Source organism: Phytopseudomonas argentinensis, assembly GCF_900113905.1.
In the GTDB taxonomy this organism is placed as follows: Bacteria; Pseudomonadota; Gammaproteobacteria; order Pseudomonadales; family Pseudomonadaceae; genus Aquipseudomonas; species Aquipseudomonas argentinensis.
In genome coordinates this window covers 341187-360114 of the sequence record NZ_FORC01000004.1, presented here as the reverse complement: position 1 = coordinate 360114, position 18928 = coordinate 341187, and the positions used below count along the sequence as shown (strand labels likewise).

Sequence of the window (18928 nt, the reverse complement as noted above, 5' to 3'; positions counted from 1 at the left end):
GCGCTTCGTGGCCAGGCACTCCCGGACGGCAGGTCACCGATCGGCGCCGTCTACCGCCTGCGAATGCTCTGTGCCGTAGCTGGGAAAGTACAGGCGCACGCAGGTGCCTTGCCCCGGTTCGCTTTCAATGGTGAGCTGGCCGTTCATCTCGTTGACGAAGCCGCGCACCATGGCCAGCCCCAGCCCTGTGCCCTTGCCATCTTCCTTGGTGGTGAAGAACGGGGCGAACACCTTTTCGAGCACCTCGGGCGTCATGCCGCAACCGCTGTCGATCACGCTGATCACCACGTAGCTGCCGGGCTGGAAATTGGCGTTGTGCCCCGGGAAGTTGTGGCGGTCGAGGTTGGCGTCGTGGGTGCTCAGGTCCAAAGTGCCGCCGTCCGGCATCGCGTCCCGGGCATTGATGGCCAGGTTGAGTATCGCGCTCTCCAGTTGCTGCTTGTTGGCCTTGAGGAACCGGGTATCCGGTGCCAGGTCGAGATTGACAACAATCCTGGCGCCGACCGCGGTGCGGATCAGCGAAGTCATGCCAAGCACCAGCTGATTGGGATCCAGCCGTTCCAGCTTCTTGGCACGCTTGCGGGAAAAGCGCAGCAGGTTGTCGGCCAGTGAAGTGGCGCGCTCGACGGCTTCCTTGCACAGGTCGAAGTAGCGGCGCAATTTTTCGGAGTTCGCGGCTTCGACTTCCCGCTCCATCAGCGAGAGGCCCATGCTCATGCTTGCCAACTGGTTGTTGAAGTCGTGGGCCAGGCCGCTGGTGATCTGCCCGACCACTTCCATCTTCTGCGACTGGAACAGCGCGTTCTCGAGATGTTGCTGGTTGAGTTCCTGGGCAACCTGCTGACGCAGGTCTTGCACGCTGTTCATGAAGCCCAGCATGGTTCCGTCGCTATCGAACAAGGGCACGATATTGGCGAGCACCGGCACCCGGCTGCCGTCTCTGCGCTCGACGATGGTGCGAAAGTTGGTCACGGCCTTCTGGGTGACGAGAATTTCCGCCAGTGGCGTCTGGTGATGGGGGATGTGTACGCCTTCGGGGGTCAACAGCTTATGCGCGCCACAAAATTTGATTTGGCTCTCACCCAGGTTTGGCGATTCGCCCCAGATGTCGGCTGCCTTGTGGTTGTAGGCCACCACCGTACCCTGGGCGTTGCACAGATACACGCCTACCGGAAGGTGTTCGATGAGTTCATGGCTGAGTTTGCTGGCAAGTGAGGTGCCGGGAGGCAGCAGCAAGCTGATGCTGAGAGCGTTTTCTGGCATGGGGTAGCGCTGCGGCGGGAGGCGAGAGCGCTAGATTAGTTGGATTCGTGCGCAGGCGCGAGACGCTGCGCGTCAAAGCAGGGGTATACAGCCGCAAAAAGGCAATACTTGATGGCCCCGGCCACTTCCGGGGGGCGCCCCAGATGCCAGCTTGATCAGCCTTGGCTGAATTCACCAAGAATCTGCAGCAGTGAGTAAATGCCTGCGCCGAGCAGTGATGCGACAGACAGGGCGACCCCGAGTACGATCCAGATCATGGCAATGCTCTTTCTTGGCTGTTGGCTGATTGCTTGCCCGTCCGCCCATGGCGCAATGCTGGCAAGCGATGATCAACATAGAATGAGCGGCAAGAGGGTTCGTTCAGAGTATTTGTGCGACTGCTCGGTCACTTTTGCGGCGCGCAAATCCATGGTTTTCGGACATGGCGGATTAGCGTCTCGGCTTACCGAGTCGGCGGTCTGGTCGCCTGGTGCGCTGTAACCGGTGAGAGCAGGCTTGTGCAGCGGGGCAGGGGATGGCGCGACGATTTATCAGCGCGGTTTGGCAAGGCCGTGACCGCGCTTGAGGGACGGGCAGGCTGATCAGCAGGGGCGGTGAACGCGCCGATCAGTAGCCCAGCGTACCCTTGAGATCTGCATAGACGGCAGTCATCAGAATCTTGTTCTGCAACTGGGCTGCGGTTAGGCGGCGCGTTGCCACTAGGTTGCATTGCAGATCCAGGCAATCGACCTGCAGGCCTTCGGCGGAAGTTTCCGTGACGATGTGATAACGGCCGGCAGTCACTGTCTTGAGCTGCTTGATGAGCATGTCCATTGAAAATCCCTCGGGTATGGTTCACGTCTGTAATGTCAGAGCAGTGCCCAGGGCTGCACGTTCCGCCTAAATTATTCGCCATTGCTTACCCAGCAGTCTTTCGCGGCTGTCGCGTGATGGATGGCTGCATAGTCCCACCGTTCCTGGCGCGACGCTCCTAGCGGATCCGCGGCGAGCGGCACGGCGACAAACGCGGCGATTCGGCAATGAAAGTTGTCTGGCGCTTGCAAATTGACGCTCATTGCTAACTCACCTGTCAGGTTTTTTGATATGGTGCGGTTCTCTCAAGTAGTCGCCTTGCGGCGCTCGCGCAGGTACGAGGTGTTCGTTTGATTAAGGTATTGGTGGTTGATGATCACGACCTCGTTCGTACGGGTATTTCGCGCATGCTGGTCGATATTGACGGCTTGCAGGTCGTTGGCCAGGCGAGTTCGGGTGAAGAGGCGCTGAAGAAGGTGCGTGAGCTCAAGCCCGATGTCGTGCTGATGGATGTGAAGATGCCCGGCATCGGCGGGCTCGAGGCGACTCGCAAGCTGGTGCGCAGCCATCCCGACCTCAAGGTGGTGGCGGTTACCGTGTGCGAAGAGGATCCGTTCCCCACGCGCCTGTTGCAGGCCGGGGCTGCCGGCTACCTGACCAAGGGAGCAGGCCTCGAGGAAATGGTGCAGGCCATACGCATGGTCTTTGCGGGGCAGCGCTTCATCAGCCCGCAGATTGCCCAGCAGCTGGCCCTGAAGTCGTTCCAGCCGCAGAGCAGCAACTCGCCGTTCGACCTGCTCTCCGAGCGCGAGATCCAGATTGCCTTGATGATCGCCGGTTGCCAGAAGGTGCAGAGCATCTCCGACAAGTTGTGCCTGTCCCCCAAGACGGTGAATACCTACCGCTACCGAATTTTTGAAAAGCTGTCGATCACCAGTGACGTGGAACTGGCGCTGCTCGCGGTCCGTCACGGCATGGTCGATGCAACCAGCTGACGTGAATCCCGTGTTCGATGCCAGCGCATTCCTGGCTACCTGTAGTGGCCGTCCCGGTGTCTACCGGATGTTCGACGCCAGCGGCAACCTGCTGTATGTCGGCAAGGCCAAGAACCTCAAGAAGCGTCTCGCCAGTTATTTCCGCAAGACCGGGTTGGCTACCAAGACCTCGGCGCTGGTCGGCAAGATCGCCCAGGTGGAAACCACCATTACCGGCAACGAGACGGAAGCGCTGCTGCTCGAGCAGACGCTGATCAAGGAATGGCGCCCCCCCTATAACATCCTGCTGCGCGATGACAAATCCTACCCTTACGTCTTCCTGTCCGATGGCGATTACCCGCGCCTGGATATCCATCGCGGTGCGAAGAATCGCAAGGGGCGTTACTTCGGGCCCTATCCCAGTGCCGGGGCGATCCGTGAAAGCCTGGCGTTGCTGCAGAAAACCTTTCTGGTTCGTCAGTGCGAGGACAGTTACTACCGCAACCGCACGCGCCCCTGCCTGCAGTACCAGATCAAGCGCTGCAAGGCGCCTTGCGTCGGGCTGGTAGAGCCGGCCGAGTACGCCGAGGACGTGCGCCATTCGGTGATGTTTCTGGAAGGGCGCAGCAATGCCCTGAATGCCGAGCTCTCGGCAAACATGCAGCAGGCCTCCGCGGCCCTGGATTTCGAGAAAGCCGCCGAGCTGCGTGACCAGATGGCCTTGCTGCGCCGGGTGCAGGATCAGCAGAGTATGGAAGGCGGCACCGGAGACGTCGACATCGTCGCCGCCCTGGTCAACCCGGGCGGCGCCTGTGTGCACCTGATCAGCGTGCGCGGCGGCCGCGTGCTGGGCAGCAAGAATTTCTTCCCGCAGGTGGCGATCGAGGAAGAAGCCCAGGACGTTCTCGTCGCTTTTCTCGGCCAGTACTACCTGGGTAGCCATGAGCGCGACCTGCCCAGCGAGCTGATCGTCAATGCGCCCCATGAAGACTATCCCGTATTCATCGCCGCCGTGCAGGAGCTGCGTGGCCGCGAGCTGGGCATCAGCTATCGGGTTCGCGGTACCCGGGCGCGCTGGCAGGCACTGGCGGTAACCAATGCCGAGCAGGCGCTCGGCGCCCGGCTGGCCAATCGCGAGCACATGGCAGGGCGTTTCGACGCGCTGGCCGAAGCGCTGGGCATGGATGAGGTGCCGCAGCGCCTGGAATGCTTCGATATCAGTCATTCCAGCGGCGAGGCGACAGTGGCCTCCTGCGTGGTATTCGGGCCCGAAGGCCCGACCAAGTCCGATTACCGGCGTTACAACATCGAAGGCGTGACCGCCGGCGATGATTATGCGGCCATGCACCAGGCGCTGACCCGGCGCTTCAGCAAGATCAAGCAGAACGAAGGCAAGCTGCCGGACATCCTCCTGGTGGACGGCGGCAAGGGCCAGTTGGCAATGGCGCGCGAGGTGTTGACCGAACTGGAAGTGCCACCGCTGATCCTGCTTGGAGTAGCCAAGGGCACGACGCGCAAGCCCGGCCTGGAAACCCTGTACCTGAACGACGCCGCCCATGAATTCACCCTGCCAGGCAACTCACCCGCCTTGCACCTGATTCAGCAGATTCGCGACGAATCGCACCGCTTCGCCATCACCGGCCACCGTGCCCGCCGTGGCAAGGCGCGCCGCACCTCGAGCCTCGAGGAGGTGGCGGGCGTGGGACCGAAGCGGCGCCGTGAACTGCTCAACCACTTTGGCGGTCTGCAGGAGTTGTCCCGCGCCAGTACGGAAGAAATCGCCAAAGCACCCGGTATCAGTAAAAAGCTCGCCGGTTTGATTTATGCCGCACTGCACAGCGAGTAGAATGCCGCCTCACCTAACCGTCCAGTCGAGCCGATGAATATCCCCAACCTCCTAACGGTGCTCCGCGTTCTGCTGATCCCGATCTTCATCCTGTTGTTCTACATGCCATTTTCGTGGAGCTATTGGGCTGCCAGCGCGGTATTCGCCTTTGCTGCCATAACCGATTGGCTGGATGGCTACCTGGCTAGGCGCTGGGAGCAGAGCACCCCCTTCGGCGCCTTTCTGGATCCGGTTGCCGACAAGCTGATGGTCGCCACCGCGCTGGTGCTGCTGGTGGCCGAGCATGCCAACCTGTGGCTGACGCTGCCGGCTACCATCATCATCGGCCGCGAGATCGTCGTGTCGGCCCTGCGTGAGTGGATGGCCGAACTGGGCGCCAGGGCGCATGTGGCAGTATCCAACTTGGGCAAATGGAAAACGGCGGCGCAGATGGTCGCCCTGGTGATCCTGCTCGGCAACCCGCCATTGTTCGGCTTTTGGGTGCTGCTGGGCTATGTGCTGCTGATCGTTGCGGCAGCACTCACCCTGTGGTCGATGGCGCAATACCTGCTCGCTGCCTGGCCGCATCTGAGTGTGACCGCGGAAAAGAAATAACTTTTTTGAATCAAAGGCTTGACTGGGCGACGGGAAGATATAGAATGGCGCCCGTCGACAAGACAAGCGGGAATAGCTCAGTTGGTAGAGCACGACCTTGCCAAGGTCGGGGTCGCGAGTTCGAGTCTCGTTTCCCGCTCCAGTTTCAACGGGCCGTCATGTACGGCCCGTTCAGTTTAAGGCTGAGTAGCAGAGTGGTTATGCACCGGATTGCAAATCCGTGAACGCCGGTTCGATTCCGACCTCAGCCTCCAAACGCAAAGCCCCGTAGCCATTGGCTACGGGGCTTTTTTGTGCTCGCAAGCTAGTGCCTCGTTTCGAGTCGTTTTAGGGATGGATCTGGAAACTCACTCAGCGATAGGGCACTGCGATGGCGCCAAAGCGAGGTTCACTTCGAGCGCCTGGGTGCGCTAGCCCAGCCGTACGCCGCATTGAAATAAAAAGCCCCGAGAGGGTCGGGGCTTTTGATGGTGCTGGGGTGCCCAATGCCGCATGTAGGCTAGCGTGTACCGGTTTTGAGGCCGTCGAGGTAATCGATGTTGGCTTCCTGGGTCTTTTTGCCAGGCTTGCTTGCAGCCTGCAGTTCGCTTTTCAACTTCGCTTCCAAGGCATCGATCAGCAGCGTCTGCCTGGCCTGACCCTCCAGGTGAGCTTCGATGGCGCGGATGATCTCGGTGTTCATGCTGGTGTAATTGTCATTGGCCAGATCTTCGATGCGCTTGCGCATTCCATCAGGCAAACGAACGACAAACTTGTCCGCGGTACGGGCATTGAATACGGGCTTGCTCACGATTGGTTCCTCCATATCGAGTAATACTAGCTATTTGATGGTAGCTGGGGCGATAGTTCAGTTGGCCGGACGATTGGTATCGAAAAAAGGCGTCTAACTTATCGGGCTGCCCTGATCAAACAGCTAGCCGCTCTGGTCGCACGCAAGGCACCTATTATACTCCTGCTGATGTGGCATGGTGATATCGCCTGTCAACTGGGGCCATCCAACAGGTCGAGAGCGTGATGCAGGCATCATTATCAGAATGAAGGGCGGACGGCCGCTGCACTCGCTCGCTTTCACCACCTGCTCCCATTTGCTGCCATTGCACGCCATGCTCAAGCATTGATGCCGTCCAGCCGGTCAGCCGGGAGGCTGAGTTTGCTGGCCGGTAGCGTTGACGCTTCAAGGCGATATAGGGTCGCTGGCCGGAAATGTCTCCTCCAGGGCATTATCGATGCGAGATTCCTGATGCGGTACGACGCTGGCAGTCTTAGCACGAGGCTCCCTGGCTTGCTGTGGGTGCTGTGCGGGTGCGTTGTCCGCGCCAGGGCGCTGTCCTTCCAGCAGGGTCTTGAGCTGGCAGTGCCCGGTCAACCCGCGCTTGGCAATCATCGCCGACGCGGCAATCTTGAGCAGACCGCCCACGCCTCCTTGTCTGATACCGCTGACCATTCCCATCATTCCAACGGCCAATGAAAGTACCCGTTCGGTACCTTCGACATTCTGGTTATGCATGTCTCACCTCATCAGCGTGTGGCCATACCCGACATGGGCATTGCAAGTAAGGGAGAGGGCAGAGCGCCATGAGGTTCAGGGTGACTTACCAGCGGTCGCGGTCAGCTGGTTAGGCAGCCGATGGACGGAGGCAAAATGCCGCATGCCAGAAGATACGCAGCGGCTAGACTGCAGTGGTCATCAACGTGAGGAAGGAGTTTCTGGGATGATGTCCGTTCTCGAGCAGCGTCATATTGTCGAGTGTGCGTTCTTACCATTGGTGTGTAGTTGTTCCATCGATGGCAGCGAGTCGGTGACGATACAGATCAGGGATCCGGTCACGGCACAGGTCTATTTGAATGTCTCGGGTATTTCCCGGGCCGACCTGTCGACCTCGCGGCAGATCTCCCAGCTGGTGATGCAGTTGCGCCAGGATCTGCACATGCTCAATTCTGGCACCGTCAAACGACACGCCTGAGCAGGGCGCGGCACAGAAAGGGAACTGTCTGGCCGCGCGCGTGGCCTCAGTTAGCAACACTGACTGAGGAGGGCCCTGGTATGGACGGTGGCAAATTCGACGGCTATGACCTCGAACGTTTCAATGCATTACTGGCCGAGGAACTCGGGCTGACCGCGGACGAACTGCAAACCTGGATGCAGGAAGAGCGCGAGCGCGTCGACGAAAATGGCCAGCTGATCGGCCACGCGGTCACCTTCAGGCCGGACATGCCCTTCGACTTGCGCGCACGCGTGCGGGGAATGGCGGGAGAGTATGTCGCGCACACCGGCATCATCCCCCTCGATGCCTGAGCCGATGACGGTTGCAAGCGGCAAAAAGCCTGAACTCTGCTGGTTGGCGATACCTCCAAGTACCGTCAACCACTGTTAAGGAGCATTCGCCAATGGCACGTAAAACTTCGCTTGAAAGCGGCCTGGATCAGTTTCAACAGGAAAGCGCCAAGGAACTGAAAAAGCTGCTCGACCAAGCCAGCAAAGCGCTGGGGGATGCCGAGTCTTTCTCTGGCGACAAGGCCCATGAGGCACGTGAGAAGGTTATTGCCCTATTGAACGAAGCCAAGGGCACCATCACCGAGAAGGGCCGTGAAGCTGTCGAGCTTGGTCGTGAAACCATCGGCAACGCCCAGGACCGCATCGAGAGCAATCCCTGGACTTCGGTTGCCGTCGCTTCCGGTTTCGGTCTGCTGATCGGTCTGCTGGTAGGCCGTAGCAGCAAGTAATCGCTGCGCCGCGCCCGCACTCTATAGTGCAGCTCATCATGATGCGCCCGCTGTCGCTGCGTTGCTCGCGAGCTCAGCGAGATAACCTCGTAGATCAATGATTTACGAGGTTTCTTATTGCACGCTTGGAACTTGCGGGGTGGCCTGGGGCTGTATATAGTCCTGCCCTCGCATATTTCGCCGCCCCGATGGTGAAATTGGTAGACACAGCAGACTTAAAATCTGCCGGCCGCAAGGCCTTGCCGGTTCGATTCCGGCTCGGGGCACCAATTCTGAGCGTCGGCCTATGCGCAGCCCGCGCGTTTTCCGCTCATTGTTCTCCCCGGTGGTCCCAGCCTGAGGCTTCATAGCAATCATGCGCAGCGCCGACGAGGCATTCCCCGTATTCAGCCTTAGCGACTGCACCCTGCGGTGCATTCGCGGCGATGACATCGAGCAGGTGTATGCCGGACTGTCTCACCCGCAGGTGATCGCCCATTACGGAGTCTCCTACGCCAGCCTTGCGGCCACTGGCGCGCAGATGCAGTGGTACGAGCAATTGCTCAGTGCTCGAATGGGCATCTGGTGGGCGGTTGCCGGCGCTGATGATGTGCTAATCGGGGCCTGTGGCTTCAACGACTGGAACCACGAACACCACAGTGTGGAAATGGGGTACTGGTTATTGCCCGAGTACTGGCAGCGCGGCCTGCTGCAAAGGGGGTTGCCGCGGATCATGCGCTATGCCTTTGAGGCGTTGAACGTACATCGTATCCACGTCGATATCGAACCCGAGAATATCGCCAGCTGCCGATTAGTCGAAAAGCTGGGGTTTACCCATGAAGGCACGCTGCGTGACGTGGAGTGCAAGAACGGCCGTTATCTCAGTCTGCACCAATACAGTCTGCTGGCTAGTGACCACGCCGCCCGGGCATTGCTCGCCGGCTAAGGGCTGTTGAGGGCTCTCGCCGCAACGCGCGACTTGCATTTGCCATCTCAGCAGCCCTCGCGGCGCAGGCGGTCGCGATGCCCGCCACCGCCTGCATGATTCGACGCCGTTAGAAGTGCGCCTTGACCAGCAGGCTGATGGCGCTCTGGTTGGTACCGCCCAGCACCTCGTCCCCCAGTTGGCTGTCGTTGTCGATGCCGTACTTGTTTTTCCAGTAGTCGTATTCGACGCCCACGTAGAATTTCTCGCCCCAGCCCAGGGCCTTGGCCAGGTCGTACTTGATCTGCGGGTTGATATGCAGGTTGGCGTGGTAGCTGTCGTCGTTGTCCACCACCCAGTCGATAAAGCCATCGATCACCAGATTGGAGCGGCCGACGGGAATCGTGTAGCTCCACGCCGGGGTGATCTGCCAGACGTTACGGCCGTCACGCTTGCCATCCGGACGGCGCAAGTAAGTATTGAGCTGGAAGTAGTCGAAGCCGGGAATTGCCAGGTCCACGGCCGGGCCCAGCAGGTAGGCGTCGACATCGTCCTCGCCGAATTCGTAGGTGGCGGAAAGCAGCACATCCTTGACCGGGCCGAATGACAGATCGCCGCCGCTGAGCTTGCCGAACGATAGCCGCGGGCTGATCTCACCGTAGAAGGTATGGCCGTCACCGGCGCCGTTGCTGGCTTCGGTGTTGTACTTGATGCCGTCGACGAACAGGAACAGGTCACCGAAGCTCCAGCCGCTGGCATGTTCGAAGGTCAGCGTCTGCTGGCGAGGTGGATCGATCTTGAAGTCGATGCCGTTGAGATACGTCAGGCTGTTGTCCTGCCATAGCAGCAGATCGGCCATGGCCTGGACAGGGGCCAGCAGGCTGCCCGTCAGCAGCAGGGAAGTTGCGGTGTGTTTCATTCAGAGGTGTTCCGGCAAATAGGGGGGCGCCATAAGGGCGCTCGGCGCACATCCAGGAGCCGGAGCGGCTCACTGGCTCGCGCGGCAGGTATGCCCGGCCTCGCGCGGCGCGGGAGTTTACAGTATTTGCGGGTCTGAACGTGATGGAGCTGTAGGTGCCTGGGCAGCTGCGCCGCTCACGCGTGGTGAAAGAGCGGCGCAGCCTTGCCGGGCTGTGCTCAGGCGTCGAGTTGTTTGGCGGTTTCCACACCGGAAGCGCTGAGTTTGATGGGGTAGTTGAGCGAGACGACACCGGCCGTTTCCGCCAGGCTGCCATCCTGAATCAGGCCGTTTTTCTGCAGCTCGCCGAGCACTTCGGCGACGGCATGCTCGCCACGGAAATTGTCCAGCACCTCCTTGCCCAGGCCGCCAGGGTGAGCGTGGAGGAGGCGAGTGAGAACTTCTTTCTTCAGGTCATTGTCGATGGACATGCGAACCTCGCGTTGCGGTGGGTTTCACCTGTTGTGACTGCTCACCGGCATAAACGTTTGAGGTGTTTACAGCAGTGCCGTTGTAAGCCGTGTGCGTCCTGCTAGACTGCTGCGGCGTCGATAACCCTCTCTCATTCAGGGACTTCCATGATCAAGAAATGCTTGTTTCCCGCCGCTGGCTACGGCACTCGTTTTCTCCCGGCAACCAAGGCCATGCCCAAGGAAATGCTGCCAATCGTGAACAAGCCGTTGATTCAGTATGGTGTGGAGGAAGCGCTGTCTGCCGGCCTTACCGAAATCGCCATGGTGACCGGCCGCGGCAAGCGTTCTCTGGAAGACCACTTCGACATCAGTTACGAGCTCGAAGAGCAGATCCGCAACACCGACAAGGAAAAGTACCTGGTCGGTATCCGTCGCCTGATCGACAACTGCACCTTCTCCTACACCCGTCAGGTAGAAATGAAGGGCCTGGGCCACGCGATTCTCAGCGGTCGCCCGCTGATCGGCGACGAGCCGTTCGCCGTGGTGCTGGCCGACGACCTGTGCCTCAACCTCGAAGGCGACAGCGTGCTGACCCAGATGGTCAAGCTGTACAACCAGTTCCGCTGCTCGATCGTCGCGGTACAGGAAGTGCCGATGGACGAGATCCACAAATACGGCGTGATCGCCGGCGAGATGATCCGCGACGACATCTTCCGCGTGAACAGCATGGTCGAGAAGCCCAAGGCCGAAGATGCACCGTCGAACCTGGCGATCATCGGTCGCTACATTCTGACCCCGGATATCTTCGAGCTGATCGAGAATACCGAGCCAGGCAAGGGTGGCGAGATCCAGATTACCGACGCCCTGATGAAACAGGCCCAGGACGGCTGCGTGCTGGCCTACAAATTCAAGGGGCAGCGTTTCGACTGCGGTGGTGCCGAGGGCTATATCGAAGCGACCAACTTCTGTTTCGAGAACCTCTACAAGACCGGCAGGGGCTAACAGCCTTCAGCTTTTACAAAAACCGCCTCCGGGCGGTTTTTTTGTACCCAGTCTCCATGTTCGCTGGCACGGGCTGGTCTGCACGACCAGGCCAATGTGCCGGGTAAGCTCAGTTGGCGTTGATCGGTGTGGCGCCTGGGCCCAGCGGCTGGCCGTAGCTGAACTCGATCTGGTGGCCAGCGGGATCGCGTACCCCGCAGTAGTAGCCCACCGGATAGGGTTCGTCGCGCTGTGCCCACAGCAGGCACCCGGCGGCGCGGGCCTTGTCGACCACGGCATCCACCTCGGCACGACTCTGCAGCGCGAAACCGAAGTGGCTGTAGTCGCCCGCCGCCAGTTGCCGCGGCTCGCCGCCTGGCATGATGACGAAGATGAAGTCGCTTTCGCGGCCTGGCTCGGCCATCCACACGATCTGCGAGCCTTTGCCGGGGCGCCGGTGAATGACCTGCATACCGCAGAAGTCCTGGTAGAAGTCGATGCAGGCCTGCAGATCGGGTACGTGCAGAGCGAGATGGGTAAGAATCGGGCGCATGGCGGGGCTCCTCTGTTAAGGCTCTAGACCCGGCTAGTCGATGACAGTTTGATCCATGTGCCAGGCGGGCAGGGCACTGGGTTTGCGGTATGCTCTGCGTCTGTTCAGGAGGCTGTTATGACCTACGATTTCGATTTGTTTGTAATCGGTGCCGGCTCCGGTGGCGTGCGCGCGGCGCGCTTTTCGGCGGGCTATGGTGCCCGTGTGGCCGTGGCGGAAAGCCGCTATCTGGGCGGCACCTGCGTCAACGTCGGGTGCGTGCCGAAGAAACTGCTGGTCTACGGCGCCCAGTTCGCCGACGAGTTCGAGCATGCCGAAGGCTTTGGCTGGACGCCGGGGCAGGCCAGCTTCAGCTGGCCGACGCTGATCGCCAACAAGAACCGCGAGATCGAGCGCCTCAACGGTATTTACCGCAAATTGCTGGTGGGCAGCGGGGTGACCCTGCTCGAGGGCCATGCGCGCCTGCTCGATGAGCACCGCGTGGAGGTCGACGGCAAGACCTACAGTGCCGAGCGCATTCTGATCGCCACTGGCGGCTGGCCGCATATCCCGGATATCCCGGGTCACGAGCACGCGATCAACTCCAACCAGGCATTTTTCCTCGACGAACTGCCCAGGCGCGTGCTGGTGGTCGGCGGTGGTTACATTGCCGTCGAGTTCGCCTCGATCTTCAATGGCCTGGGCGCCCAGACCTCGCTGCTGTATCGCGGCGAGCTGTTCCTGCGAGGTTTCGACAACTCGTTGCGTACGCACCTGCACGAAGAACTGGGCAAGCGTGGCCTGGACGTGCAGTTCAATACCGATATCGCGCGCATCGACAAACAGGCCGACGGCAGCCTGCAGGCCACCCTCAAGGATGGCCGCACACTGGAGGCCGATTGCATCTTCTACGCCACCGGGCGGCGGCCGATGCTCGACAACCTGGGGTTGGAAAACACCGGGGTGACCCTGGACGACAAGGGCTATATCGAGGTCGACGACGAATACCAGACCAAGGCGCCATCGATCCTGGCCATCGGCGACGTGATCGGCCGTGTGCAATTGACGCCCGTGGCGCTGGCCGAAGGCATGGCCGTGGCGCGCCGGCTGTTCAAACCGGACGAATACCGCAAGGTCGATTACCGGATGATCCCCACCGCCGTGTTCAGCCTGCCGAATATCGGCACCGTGGGCCTCAGCGAAGAGCAGGCGCGGGAGGCCGGGCATCAGGTGAAGATCTACGAGAGCCGCTTCCGGCCGATGAAGCTGACCTTGACCGAAAGCGACGAACGTACGCTGATGAAGCTGGTGGTCGATGCCGACACCGACCGCGTGCTGGGCTGCCACATGGTCGGCCCCGATGCCGGCGAGATCGTTCAGGGCCTGGCCATTGCGCTCAAGGCGGGAGCGACCAAGCAGGTGTTCGATGAGACCATCGGCGTTCACCCCAGCGCCGCCGAGGAGTTCGTTACCCTGCGTACGCCGGTGAACTGACTTGTCGATGACCCAGTTGTTCTACTTCGCGGATCTGTTCGGGGTGGCGGTGTTCGCCATCACCGGCGCGCTGATGGCCGGACGCAAGTCCATGGACCTGTTCGGCGTGCTGGTGATCGCCATTATCACCGCCCTGGGCGGTGGCACCCTGCGTGACGTGATTCTGGGTAACCACCCCGTCAGCTGGATCCGCAACGATAGCTATATCCTGGTCGCCACCCTGGCGGCGCTGGGCACTGTGGCCTGGGTACGCATGACTCGGCCGATCCATGAAAAGGGCCTGTTGATCGCCGACGCCTTCGGGCTGGCGGTGTTCACCGTGATCGGCACCGAGGTCGCCCTGCAACACGCCATGCCATCCAGTACGGCGGTGATCATGGGCATCATGACCGGGGTTGCCGGCGGCGTGATGCGCGATGTGATCTGCAACGAGATTCCGCTGATCTTCAAGAAGGAGATCTACGCCACTGCCTGCCTGGCCGGTGCGGTGACCTTCGTGCTGTTGCGCATGCTGCAAACCCCGCACTGGCTGGATACCGGGGTGGCCATGCTGGTGGTGCTGGGCATTCGCCTGGCGGCCATTCGTTGGCGGTTTTCGCTACCTCGTTTTCACCTGCTCGACCGCGACTAGGGCCGTCTGGCCCTGGCGCTAACTCATCTGTATTGCCAAGGAAGGTAAATGCGACGTTTGCTTGTGTGTCTGTGTGTACTCAGTCTGGGCGTTAGTGCCAGTGAGGTGGTCAATGACGTGACCGGTCTCAATCCGGTCATGGCCGAGAGGGTCATCGTGCCGCGCACCGAGCAGGAAGTCGTCGAGGCACTGCGCAGCCACCCGGGACCGATCAGCATCGGCGGCGGGCGTTACAGCATGGGCGGGCAGACCGCTGCAGACGGCGCACTGCAGCTGGACATGCGCAGCCTCGATAAGGTGCTCGAGTTCTCCCCGGAGCGCCGCGAGATTAGTGTGCAGAGCGGAATCACCTGGCGCGCGATACTCGAGTACATCGACCCCTACGACCTGTCGCCGCAGATCATGCAGTCCTATGCCAACTTCACGGTGGGCGGCTCGTTATCGGTCAACGTGCATGGCCGCTATGTGGGCGAGGGGCCTATCGTGGGGTCGGTAAAGGCCATCCGCGTGGTGCTCGCCGATGGCCGCGTGGTGAACGCCAGCCCGACCGACAATGCCGCGCTGTTCTACGGGATGATCGGTGGCTACGGTGGCCTCGGGGTGATTGTCGAAGCGACGCTGGGGTTGGCGGAAAACACCCGTATCGCCAGGGAAAGCCAGGTCATGGCGCTACGGGACTACCGGCCCTGGTTCTACCGCGAGGTGGCTTCCCAGGCCGATCTGCTGATGCACAACGGCATTCTCTACCCCGATGATTTTTCCACGGTTCGCGCGGTTTCTTATCGGCGCACCGAGGCGGCGCTTACCGAGCCTGACCGGTTGAGCCCTTTGAAGCAGGGCAGCCATCTGCAGCGCGTGGGGATTCGTCTGAGCGGCTCGCCATCGGGCATCAAGCTGCGCGAAGCGGCGCTCGACCCGCTGCTGTTTCGCAGCCCCAAGGTGCAGTGGCGCAACCATGAGGCCAGCCTCGACGTCAGCGAGCTGGAGCCGATATCCGGGGCGGATTTCAGTTACGTGTTGCAAGAGTACTTCGTGCCGCCGGCGCAGCTGGAACGGTTCGTTGGTGAGCTGGCGCGGCTGACTCATCAGCACCGGGCCACGTTGATCAACGTTTCCATTCGCCATGCCCAGGCCGATCCGCACACATTGCTGAGCTGGGCGCCGGAGGAAGTCTTCGCCCTGGTGCTGTATTATCGCCAGGGCTCATCAAAGCTGGAGCGGGAGCGGGCGGCGGCCTGGACGCGTGACCTGATTGCCGCTGCATTGCGCTGTGGCGGTCGGCATTACCTGCCGTATCAGATTCACGCCAGCCGCGAGCAGTTTGTGCAGGGTTACCCGCGGGCTGCGGAGTATTTCGCGCTCAAACGCCAGGTGGATCCCAGCAACCGGTTTCGCAACCGGCTGTGGGATCTCTACTACCAACCCTGATCAGTGACGCGCCGATACGTCGCCAAGAAACTTGCTGAGAAATTGCTGGGTGCGTGCCTGCTTGGGCGTGCTGAACAGCTCTCGCGCGTCGCCCTGTTCGACGATCACGCCGCCGTCGATGAAGATCGCCCGGTTGGCCACGTCACGGGCGAAACTCATCTCGTGGGTGACGATCACCAGGGTGCGGTTTTCCTCGGCCAGGGCGCGGATGGTCGCCAGCACTTCACCCACCAGTTCCGGATCCAGCGCCGAGGTCGGTTCGTCGAACAGGATCACGTCCGGTTCCATGGCCAGCGCCCTTGCGATGGCAACGCGCTGCTGCTGGCCACCGGACAGGCGCTTCGGGTAGGCGTCCTCCTTGCCAGCCAGGCCCACCTTGGCCAGCAATTGTCGACCCAGCTCGATCGCCTTGTCTCGCGGCTGTTTCTTGACCACTACCGGGCCTTCGATGACGTTTTCCAGGGCGCTGCGGTGGGGGAACAGGTTGAAGTTCTGGAACACGAAACCGACCTGCTGGCGCAGCTTGCGAATCAGCCCCTGTTGCTGGCTGATCGGCTTGCCGGCATCGATCTCGATCTCGCCGACGCGGATGCTGCCGCCGTCAGGGGTTTCCAGGAGGTTCAGGCAGCGCAGCAGGGTGGTCTTGCCCGAGCCGCTGGGGCCGATGATGGCGACGACTTCACCGGCGGCGATATCCAGGTCGATACCCTTGAGTACGCCCTGGCCCTTGAAGGATTTGCTCAGGTTGCGAACGGTGATCATGGGTGAGGCCATCAGTTGTCCGCCTCGTGGCGATTGACGCGTGCTTCCAGACGGTTCTGCAGGTGCGCCAACAGGCTGGAGAGAATCCAGTAGATCACCGTTGCCGCCAGGTACATGGCGAACACCTCGTAGGTGCGGGCAGTGATCAACTGGGCCTGGCGGAAAAGCTCCGGCACCTGGATGGTGGCAGCCAGGGCGGTATCCTTGACCAGCGAGATGAAGCTGTTGCCCAGGGGCGGCAAGGCGGTACGCATCGCCTGCGGCAGGATGGCGCGCAGCATGGTCTGGCTCTTGCTCATGCCGATGCTGGCCGCGGCTTCCCATTGGCCGCGGTCGATGGAGGCGATGGCCGCGCGCATGATCTCGGCGACATAGGCCGCCATGTTCAGGGAAAAGCCGATCAGCGCCGCGGTAAGGGGCTGGAGCTGCAGTCCCAGCTCAGGCAGGCCGAAATAGATGATGAACAACTGCACCAGCAGCGGCGTGCCGCGGAAGAACGAAATGTACACCCGGGCCAGCCAGCCCAGCGGCGCAATGGCGTAAAGCCTGACCAGGGCGAGTCCGAAGCCCAGCAGCATGCCGAAGAACATGCCGCCGAGGCTCAGGACGATCGTCCAGATTGCACCCTTGAGCAGAAAGGGCAGGGAGTCCAGCACCAGCTGGAGGGTGTCCGGCGTCATTGCGTAACGTCAGCCTTGAACCATTTTTCGGAGAGCTGTTTCAAGGTGCCGTCGCTGCGCAGCTTATCAAGGGCCTTGTTGATGGCCGCGAGCAGCTGCGGGTTGCCTTTGCGCAGCGCGACCCCGGATTCCTGGCGGGAGAAGGCATCACCGGCGACGGCCATGCGCTCACCGGTCTTGGCGACCATCTCGAAGGCGGCCAGGCGGTCGACCAGTACCACGTCGATACGGCCGACGTTGAGGTCCTGGAACTTGGTCGGATCATCGTCATAGGTGCGGATGTCGGCTTGCGGCACGTTCTCCTTCAACCACTGCTCGTAATTGGTGCCCAGGCCGACGCCGACCTTCTTGCCGGCCAGGTCCGCGGCGCTCTTCACACTGTCCGCTTCACTCTTGCGGGTCAGCGCCTGGATGCCCGAAACGGTATAGGGCGTGGAGAAGTCGTACTTCTTCTTGCGCTCGTCGGAGATGGTCACCTGGTTGATCACCACATCGATGCGGCCCGATTCGAGGGAGGCGAGAATCCCATCCCACTTGGTTGGCTGAAAGCTGGCCTGCACGCCCAGCTCCTTGGCCAGGGCATTGGCCAGGTCCACTTCGAAACCAGCCAGCTTTCCGCTTTCATCCTGGAAGTTGAACGGCGGGTAGGTGCCTTCCAGGCCAACCTTGATGCTGCCGCTATCCTTGATCTTCTGCAGGTCATCGGCCGCGTAGGCCTGGCCACCGATGCCGGCGAAGAGCGCCAGGCCAAGGCTGCCAATAAGGAAATGTCGACGCAGTGTGGCGATTATCATGAGCGAGCCTCGGTGGGTGGTTTGCTAGGTGCCTTCGGGACGCGGCACTCTAAGGTTGCCTGGGTATTCGAGAAAATAATAAAAAATTATTTGTATATGCCGTTCATAGAGTCAAGGACTGGTACGCAAACAGTGCCGGCGCACCACCGGTGTGCAGGAAAACGATTGGTTTGCTTTCCTCGAAGGCGCCTTTATGAACCCCATCGAGCAAGCCGGCGAACGCCTTGCCGGTATACACGGGATCGAGCAGCAAGCCCTGGCTGCTGGCCAGCAGCCGAATGGCGTCCAGGGTACCGGGGTTCGGTTCGCCGTAGCGAGGGCCGTAGTACTCGTCCCACAGCTCGACGGTCAACTCATCCGGCACCCCGATGCCCAGCAATTCGGCCGTGCGCTGTACCAACCCCAGCACCTTGGGACGCTGCTGGTCGGCAGGGCGCGACACCGTGATGCCGAGCACACGCCAGGCGGGCAGCACATGGGCCAATGCCAGGGCCAGGCCGGCGTGGGTTGCACCGCTTCCCGAGGCCAGTACCAGGGTGCCGCTGTCGAGGCCCATGGCGCTGACCTGCTCGGCGAACTCCAGGCCGGCCTTGACGTAACCCAGGGTACCCAGCGCGTTGGAGCCGCCGATCGGGATCACGTAGGGGCTCTTGCCGGTGGCCCGCAGGCGCTCGGCCTTGGCCATCAGCATCATGTCCGGTTCTTCCAGGTTGTCGACCACCTCCACCCGCGTACCGAACAGATCGAGCAACAAGCGATTGCCGTTGTGCAGGTAATTCTGCTCCTGGGTGTCGATGGGGTTTTCCAGCAGGGCCACGCAGGCCAGCCCCAGCTTGGCCGCAAGCGCTGCAGTCTGGCGTACGTGATTGGACTGGATGGCACCGGCGGTAATCAGCGTATCGGCATTCTGAGCCAGGGCGTCGGAACCGAGGTATTCGAGCTTGCGCGCCTTGTTGCCACCGAGGGCGAAAAGGGTCAGGTCATCGCGTTTGACATAGATCTCACGGCCCAGGTGGTGCGACAGGCGCAGCAAGTGTTGCAGCGGGGTGGCATGGGGAACCAGTTCCAGGCGTTCGAAACGGCTCAGGGCTTCGCTGATCATGTTCATCAATCCGCAATAGAGGTGCTTTCACTGTAGAAGTGACCGCCCGAAACACA

At 61.1% G+C, this 18928-nt stretch carries 23 protein-coding genes and 3 tRNA genes; 14 read left to right on the top strand and 12 right to left on the bottom strand.

What is annotated here, in order from left to right; all coding sequences use genetic code 11:
• Positions 1 to 33 precede the first annotated feature (33 nt).
• The 3 genes from BM154_RS19385 to BM154_RS24210 all read right to left on the bottom strand — a co-directional run bounded on the left by BM154_RS19385 (position 34) and on the right by BM154_RS24210 (position 2318).
• On the bottom strand, positions 34 to 1263 hold the full coding sequence (locus BM154_RS19385) for a two-component system sensor histidine kinase NtrB (RefSeq protein ID WP_074888032.1): 1230 nt from the start codon (positions 1261 to 1263) through the stop codon (positions 34 to 36).
• Between the two features lie 606 nt (positions 1264 to 1869).
• On the bottom strand, positions 1870 to 2076 hold the full coding sequence (locus BM154_RS19380; protein ID WP_074888029.1) for a hypothetical protein: 207 nt from the start codon (positions 2074 to 2076) through the stop codon (positions 1870 to 1872).
• 71 nt (positions 2077 to 2147) lie between these two features.
• Positions 2148 to 2318, bottom strand: a complete 171-nt coding sequence (locus BM154_RS24210; RefSeq protein WP_167364707.1) for a hypothetical protein — start codon at positions 2316 to 2318, stop codon at positions 2148 to 2150.
• 87 nt (positions 2319 to 2405) lie between these two features.
• On the opposite strand from BM154_RS24210, the gene gacA reads away from it, so the two are divergent.
• The 5 genes from gacA (at position 2406) to BM154_RS19355 (ending at position 5723) form a co-directional block, all read left to right on the top strand.
• Positions 2406 to 3050: a response regulator transcription factor GacA gene (gene gacA, locus BM154_RS19375; protein ID WP_074888026.1), complete on the top strand. Its 645-nt coding sequence runs from the start codon at positions 2406 to 2408 to the stop codon at positions 3048 to 3050.
• Positions 3037 to 4875: an excinuclease ABC subunit UvrC gene (gene uvrC, locus BM154_RS19370; protein ID WP_074888023.1), complete on the top strand. Its 1839-nt coding sequence runs from the start codon at positions 3037 to 3039 to the stop codon at positions 4873 to 4875. The genes gacA and uvrC overlap by 14 nt, the downstream gene beginning before the upstream one ends.
• 33 nt (positions 4876 to 4908) lie before the next feature.
• A complete protein-coding gene (gene pgsA / locus BM154_RS19365) occupies positions 4909 to 5469 on the top strand; it encodes a CDP-diacylglycerol--glycerol-3-phosphate 3-phosphatidyltransferase (protein WP_074888020.1) in 561 nt (186 codons plus the stop codon).
• Between the two features lie 66 nt (positions 5470 to 5535).
• Positions 5536 to 5611 (top strand) — tRNA-Gly (locus tag BM154_RS19360).
• Positions 5612 to 5649: 38 nt separating this feature from the next.
• A tRNA-Cys gene (locus BM154_RS19355) sits at positions 5650 to 5723 on the top strand.
• Between the two features lie 245 nt (positions 5724 to 5968).
• Here BM154_RS19355 and BM154_RS19350 read toward each other — a convergent pair.
• Positions 5969 to 6259: an Arc family DNA-binding protein gene (locus BM154_RS19350; protein ID WP_074888017.1), complete on the bottom strand. Its 291-nt coding sequence runs from the start codon at positions 6257 to 6259 to the stop codon at positions 5969 to 5971.
• Between the two features lie 384 nt (positions 6260 to 6643).
• On the bottom strand, positions 6644 to 6976 hold the full coding sequence (locus BM154_RS19345) for a YgaP family membrane protein (RefSeq protein ID WP_074888014.1): 333 nt from the start codon (positions 6974 to 6976) through the stop codon (positions 6644 to 6646).
• A 205-nt stretch (positions 6977 to 7181) separates the two neighbouring features.
• Here BM154_RS19345 and BM154_RS19340 point away from each other — a divergent pair, with 205 nt between their 5' ends.
• The 5 genes from BM154_RS19340 (at position 7182) to BM154_RS19320 (ending at position 9118) form a co-directional block, all read left to right on the top strand.
• On the top strand, positions 7182 to 7433 hold the full coding sequence (locus tag BM154_RS19340) for a DUF1652 domain-containing protein (RefSeq protein WP_074888011.1): 252 nt from the start codon (positions 7182 to 7184) through the stop codon (positions 7431 to 7433).
• Between the two features lie 80 nt (positions 7434 to 7513).
• The gene (locus BM154_RS19335) at positions 7514 to 7765 is read left to right on the top strand and encodes a hypothetical protein (protein WP_074888008.1); all 252 of its coding nucleotides are present in this window, start codon (positions 7514 to 7516) and stop codon (positions 7763 to 7765) included.
• Between the two features lie 92 nt (positions 7766 to 7857).
• On the top strand, positions 7858 to 8193 hold the full coding sequence (locus BM154_RS19330; RefSeq protein WP_074888003.1) for an ElaB/YgaM/YqjD family protein: 336 nt from the start codon (positions 7858 to 7860) through the stop codon (positions 8191 to 8193).
• Between the two features lie 182 nt (positions 8194 to 8375).
• Positions 8376 to 8462, top strand: a tRNA-Leu gene (locus tag BM154_RS19325).
• A gap of 86 nt (positions 8463 to 8548) precedes the next feature.
• Complete coding sequence (locus tag BM154_RS19320; RefSeq protein ID WP_074887999.1) at positions 8549 to 9118, top strand: GNAT family N-acetyltransferase; 570 nt, start codon at positions 8549 to 8551, stop codon at positions 9116 to 9118.
• Between the two features lie 109 nt (positions 9119 to 9227).
• Here BM154_RS19320 and BM154_RS19315 read toward each other — a convergent pair whose 3' ends face one another.
• Together BM154_RS19315 and BM154_RS19310 are read right to left on the bottom strand one after the other, a co-directional pair.
• On the bottom strand, positions 9228 to 10016 hold the full coding sequence (locus tag BM154_RS19315) for an outer membrane protein OmpK (protein ID WP_074887996.1): 789 nt from the start codon (positions 10014 to 10016) through the stop codon (positions 9228 to 9230).
• Between the two features lie 218 nt (positions 10017 to 10234).
• A complete protein-coding gene (locus BM154_RS19310; RefSeq protein WP_074887993.1) occupies positions 10235 to 10486 on the bottom strand; it encodes a hypothetical protein in 252 nt (83 codons plus the stop codon).
• A 147-nt stretch (positions 10487 to 10633) separates the two neighbouring features.
• Here BM154_RS19310 and galU point away from each other — a divergent pair, with 147 nt between their 5' ends.
• The gene (gene galU, locus BM154_RS19305) at positions 10634 to 11470 is read left to right on the top strand and encodes a UTP--glucose-1-phosphate uridylyltransferase GalU (protein WP_074887990.1); all 837 of its coding nucleotides are present in this window, start codon (positions 10634 to 10636) and stop codon (positions 11468 to 11470) included.
• Between the two features lie 109 nt (positions 11471 to 11579).
• On the opposite strand, the gene BM154_RS19300 is transcribed toward galU, so the two are convergent.
• Positions 11580 to 12002 (bottom strand): VOC family protein, encoded by a 423-nt coding sequence (locus BM154_RS19300; protein WP_074887987.1) that lies wholly within the window; start codon positions 12000 to 12002, stop codon positions 11580 to 11582.
• A 117-nt stretch (positions 12003 to 12119) separates the two neighbouring features.
• Between BM154_RS19300 and gorA the strand changes: the two genes are divergently transcribed.
• From gorA to BM154_RS19285, 3 genes are read left to right on the top strand one after another with little or no spacing between them, the layout of a single operon-like run.
• The gene (gene gorA, locus BM154_RS19295; protein WP_074887983.1) at positions 12120 to 13475 is read left to right on the top strand and encodes a glutathione-disulfide reductase; all 1356 of its coding nucleotides are present in this window, start codon (positions 12120 to 12122) and stop codon (positions 13473 to 13475) included.
• A 7-nt stretch (positions 13476 to 13482) separates the two neighbouring features.
• Positions 13483 to 14106, top strand: a complete 624-nt coding sequence (locus BM154_RS19290; RefSeq protein ID WP_074888755.1) for a trimeric intracellular cation channel family protein — start codon at positions 13483 to 13485, stop codon at positions 14104 to 14106.
• A 48-nt stretch (positions 14107 to 14154) separates the two neighbouring features.
• A complete protein-coding gene (locus BM154_RS19285) occupies positions 14155 to 15534 on the top strand; it encodes an FAD-binding oxidoreductase (RefSeq protein WP_074887980.1) in 1380 nt (459 codons plus the stop codon).
• Here BM154_RS19285 and tcyN read toward each other — a convergent pair whose 3' ends face one another.
• The 4 genes from tcyN to BM154_RS19265 all read right to left on the bottom strand — a co-directional run bounded on the left by tcyN (position 15535) and on the right by BM154_RS19265 (position 18872).
• Positions 15535 to 16296 (bottom strand): L-cystine ABC transporter ATP-binding protein TcyN, encoded by a 762-nt coding sequence (gene tcyN / locus BM154_RS19280; protein WP_074888752.1) that lies wholly within the window; start codon positions 16294 to 16296, stop codon positions 15535 to 15537.
• A gap of 11 nt (positions 16297 to 16307) precedes the next feature.
• On the bottom strand, positions 16308 to 16976 hold the full coding sequence (gene tcyL, locus BM154_RS19275; protein ID WP_074887977.1) for a cystine ABC transporter permease: 669 nt from the start codon (positions 16974 to 16976) through the stop codon (positions 16308 to 16310).
• Entirely contained in the window at positions 16973 to 17770 is a 798-nt protein-coding gene (gene tcyJ, locus BM154_RS19270; protein WP_074887974.1) for a cystine ABC transporter substrate-binding protein, read from the bottom strand. The genes tcyL and tcyJ overlap by 4 nt, the downstream gene beginning before the upstream one ends.
• 103 nt (positions 17771 to 17873) lie before the next feature.
• A complete protein-coding gene (locus BM154_RS19265; RefSeq protein ID WP_074888750.1) occupies positions 17874 to 18872 on the bottom strand; it encodes a D-cysteine desulfhydrase in 999 nt (332 codons plus the stop codon).
• Between the last annotated feature and the right edge of the window lie 56 nt (positions 18873 to 18928).

Coding starts and splice junctions, on each gene's coding strand:
- BM154_RS19385 (WP_074888032.1), bottom strand. CDS start 1,263: ATGCCAGAAAACGCTCTCAGCATCAGCTTGCTGCTGCCTCCCGGCACC.
- BM154_RS19380 (WP_074888029.1), bottom strand. CDS start 2,076: ATGGACATGCTCATCAAGCAGCTCAAGACAGTGACTGCCGGCCGTTAT.
- BM154_RS24210 (WP_167364707.1), bottom strand. CDS start 2,318: ATGAGCGTCAATTTGCAAGCGCCAGACAACTTTCATTGCCGAATCGCC.
- uvrC (WP_074888023.1), top strand. CDS start 3,037: ATGCAACCAGCTGACGTGAATCCCGTGTTCGATGCCAGCGCATTCCTG.
- pgsA (WP_074888020.1), top strand. CDS start 4,909: ATGAATATCCCCAACCTCCTAACGGTGCTCCGCGTTCTGCTGATCCCG.
- BM154_RS19345 (WP_074888014.1), bottom strand. CDS start 6,976: ATGCATAACCAGAATGTCGAAGGTACCGAACGGGTACTTTCATTGGCC.
- BM154_RS19340 (WP_074888011.1), top strand. CDS start 7,182: ATGATGTCCGTTCTCGAGCAGCGTCATATTGTCGAGTGTGCGTTCTTA.
- BM154_RS19335 (WP_074888008.1), top strand. CDS start 7,514: ATGGACGGTGGCAAATTCGACGGCTATGACCTCGAACGTTTCAATGCA.
- BM154_RS19330 (WP_074888003.1), top strand. CDS start 7,858: ATGGCACGTAAAACTTCGCTTGAAAGCGGCCTGGATCAGTTTCAACAG.
- BM154_RS19320 (WP_074887999.1), top strand. CDS start 8,549: ATGCGCAGCGCCGACGAGGCATTCCCCGTATTCAGCCTTAGCGACTGC.
- BM154_RS19315 (WP_074887996.1), bottom strand. CDS start 10,016: ATGAAACACACCGCAACTTCCCTGCTGCTGACGGGCAGCCTGCTGGCC.
- BM154_RS19310 (WP_074887993.1), bottom strand. CDS start 10,486: ATGTCCATCGACAATGACCTGAAGAAAGAAGTTCTCACTCGCCTCCTC.
- galU (WP_074887990.1), top strand. CDS start 10,634: ATGATCAAGAAATGCTTGTTTCCCGCCGCTGGCTACGGCACTCGTTTT.
- BM154_RS19300 (WP_074887987.1), bottom strand. CDS start 12,002: ATGCGCCCGATTCTTACCCATCTCGCTCTGCACGTACCCGATCTGCAG.
- gorA (WP_074887983.1), top strand. CDS start 12,120: ATGACCTACGATTTCGATTTGTTTGTAATCGGTGCCGGCTCCGGTGGC.
- BM154_RS19290 (WP_074888755.1), top strand. CDS start 13,483: ATGACCCAGTTGTTCTACTTCGCGGATCTGTTCGGGGTGGCGGTGTTC.
- BM154_RS19285 (WP_074887980.1), top strand. CDS start 14,155: ATGCGACGTTTGCTTGTGTGTCTGTGTGTACTCAGTCTGGGCGTTAGT.
- tcyN (WP_074888752.1), bottom strand. CDS start 16,296: ATGATCACCGTTCGCAACCTGAGCAAATCCTTCAAGGGCCAGGGCGTA.
- tcyL (WP_074887977.1), bottom strand. CDS start 16,976: ATGACGCCGGACACCCTCCAGCTGGTGCTGGACTCCCTGCCCTTTCTG.
- tcyJ (WP_074887974.1), bottom strand. CDS start 17,770: ATGATAATCGCCACACTGCGTCGACATTTCCTTATTGGCAGCCTTGGC.
- BM154_RS19265 (WP_074888750.1), bottom strand. CDS start 18,872: ATGATCAGCGAAGCCCTGAGCCGTTTCGAACGCCTGGAACTGGTTCCC.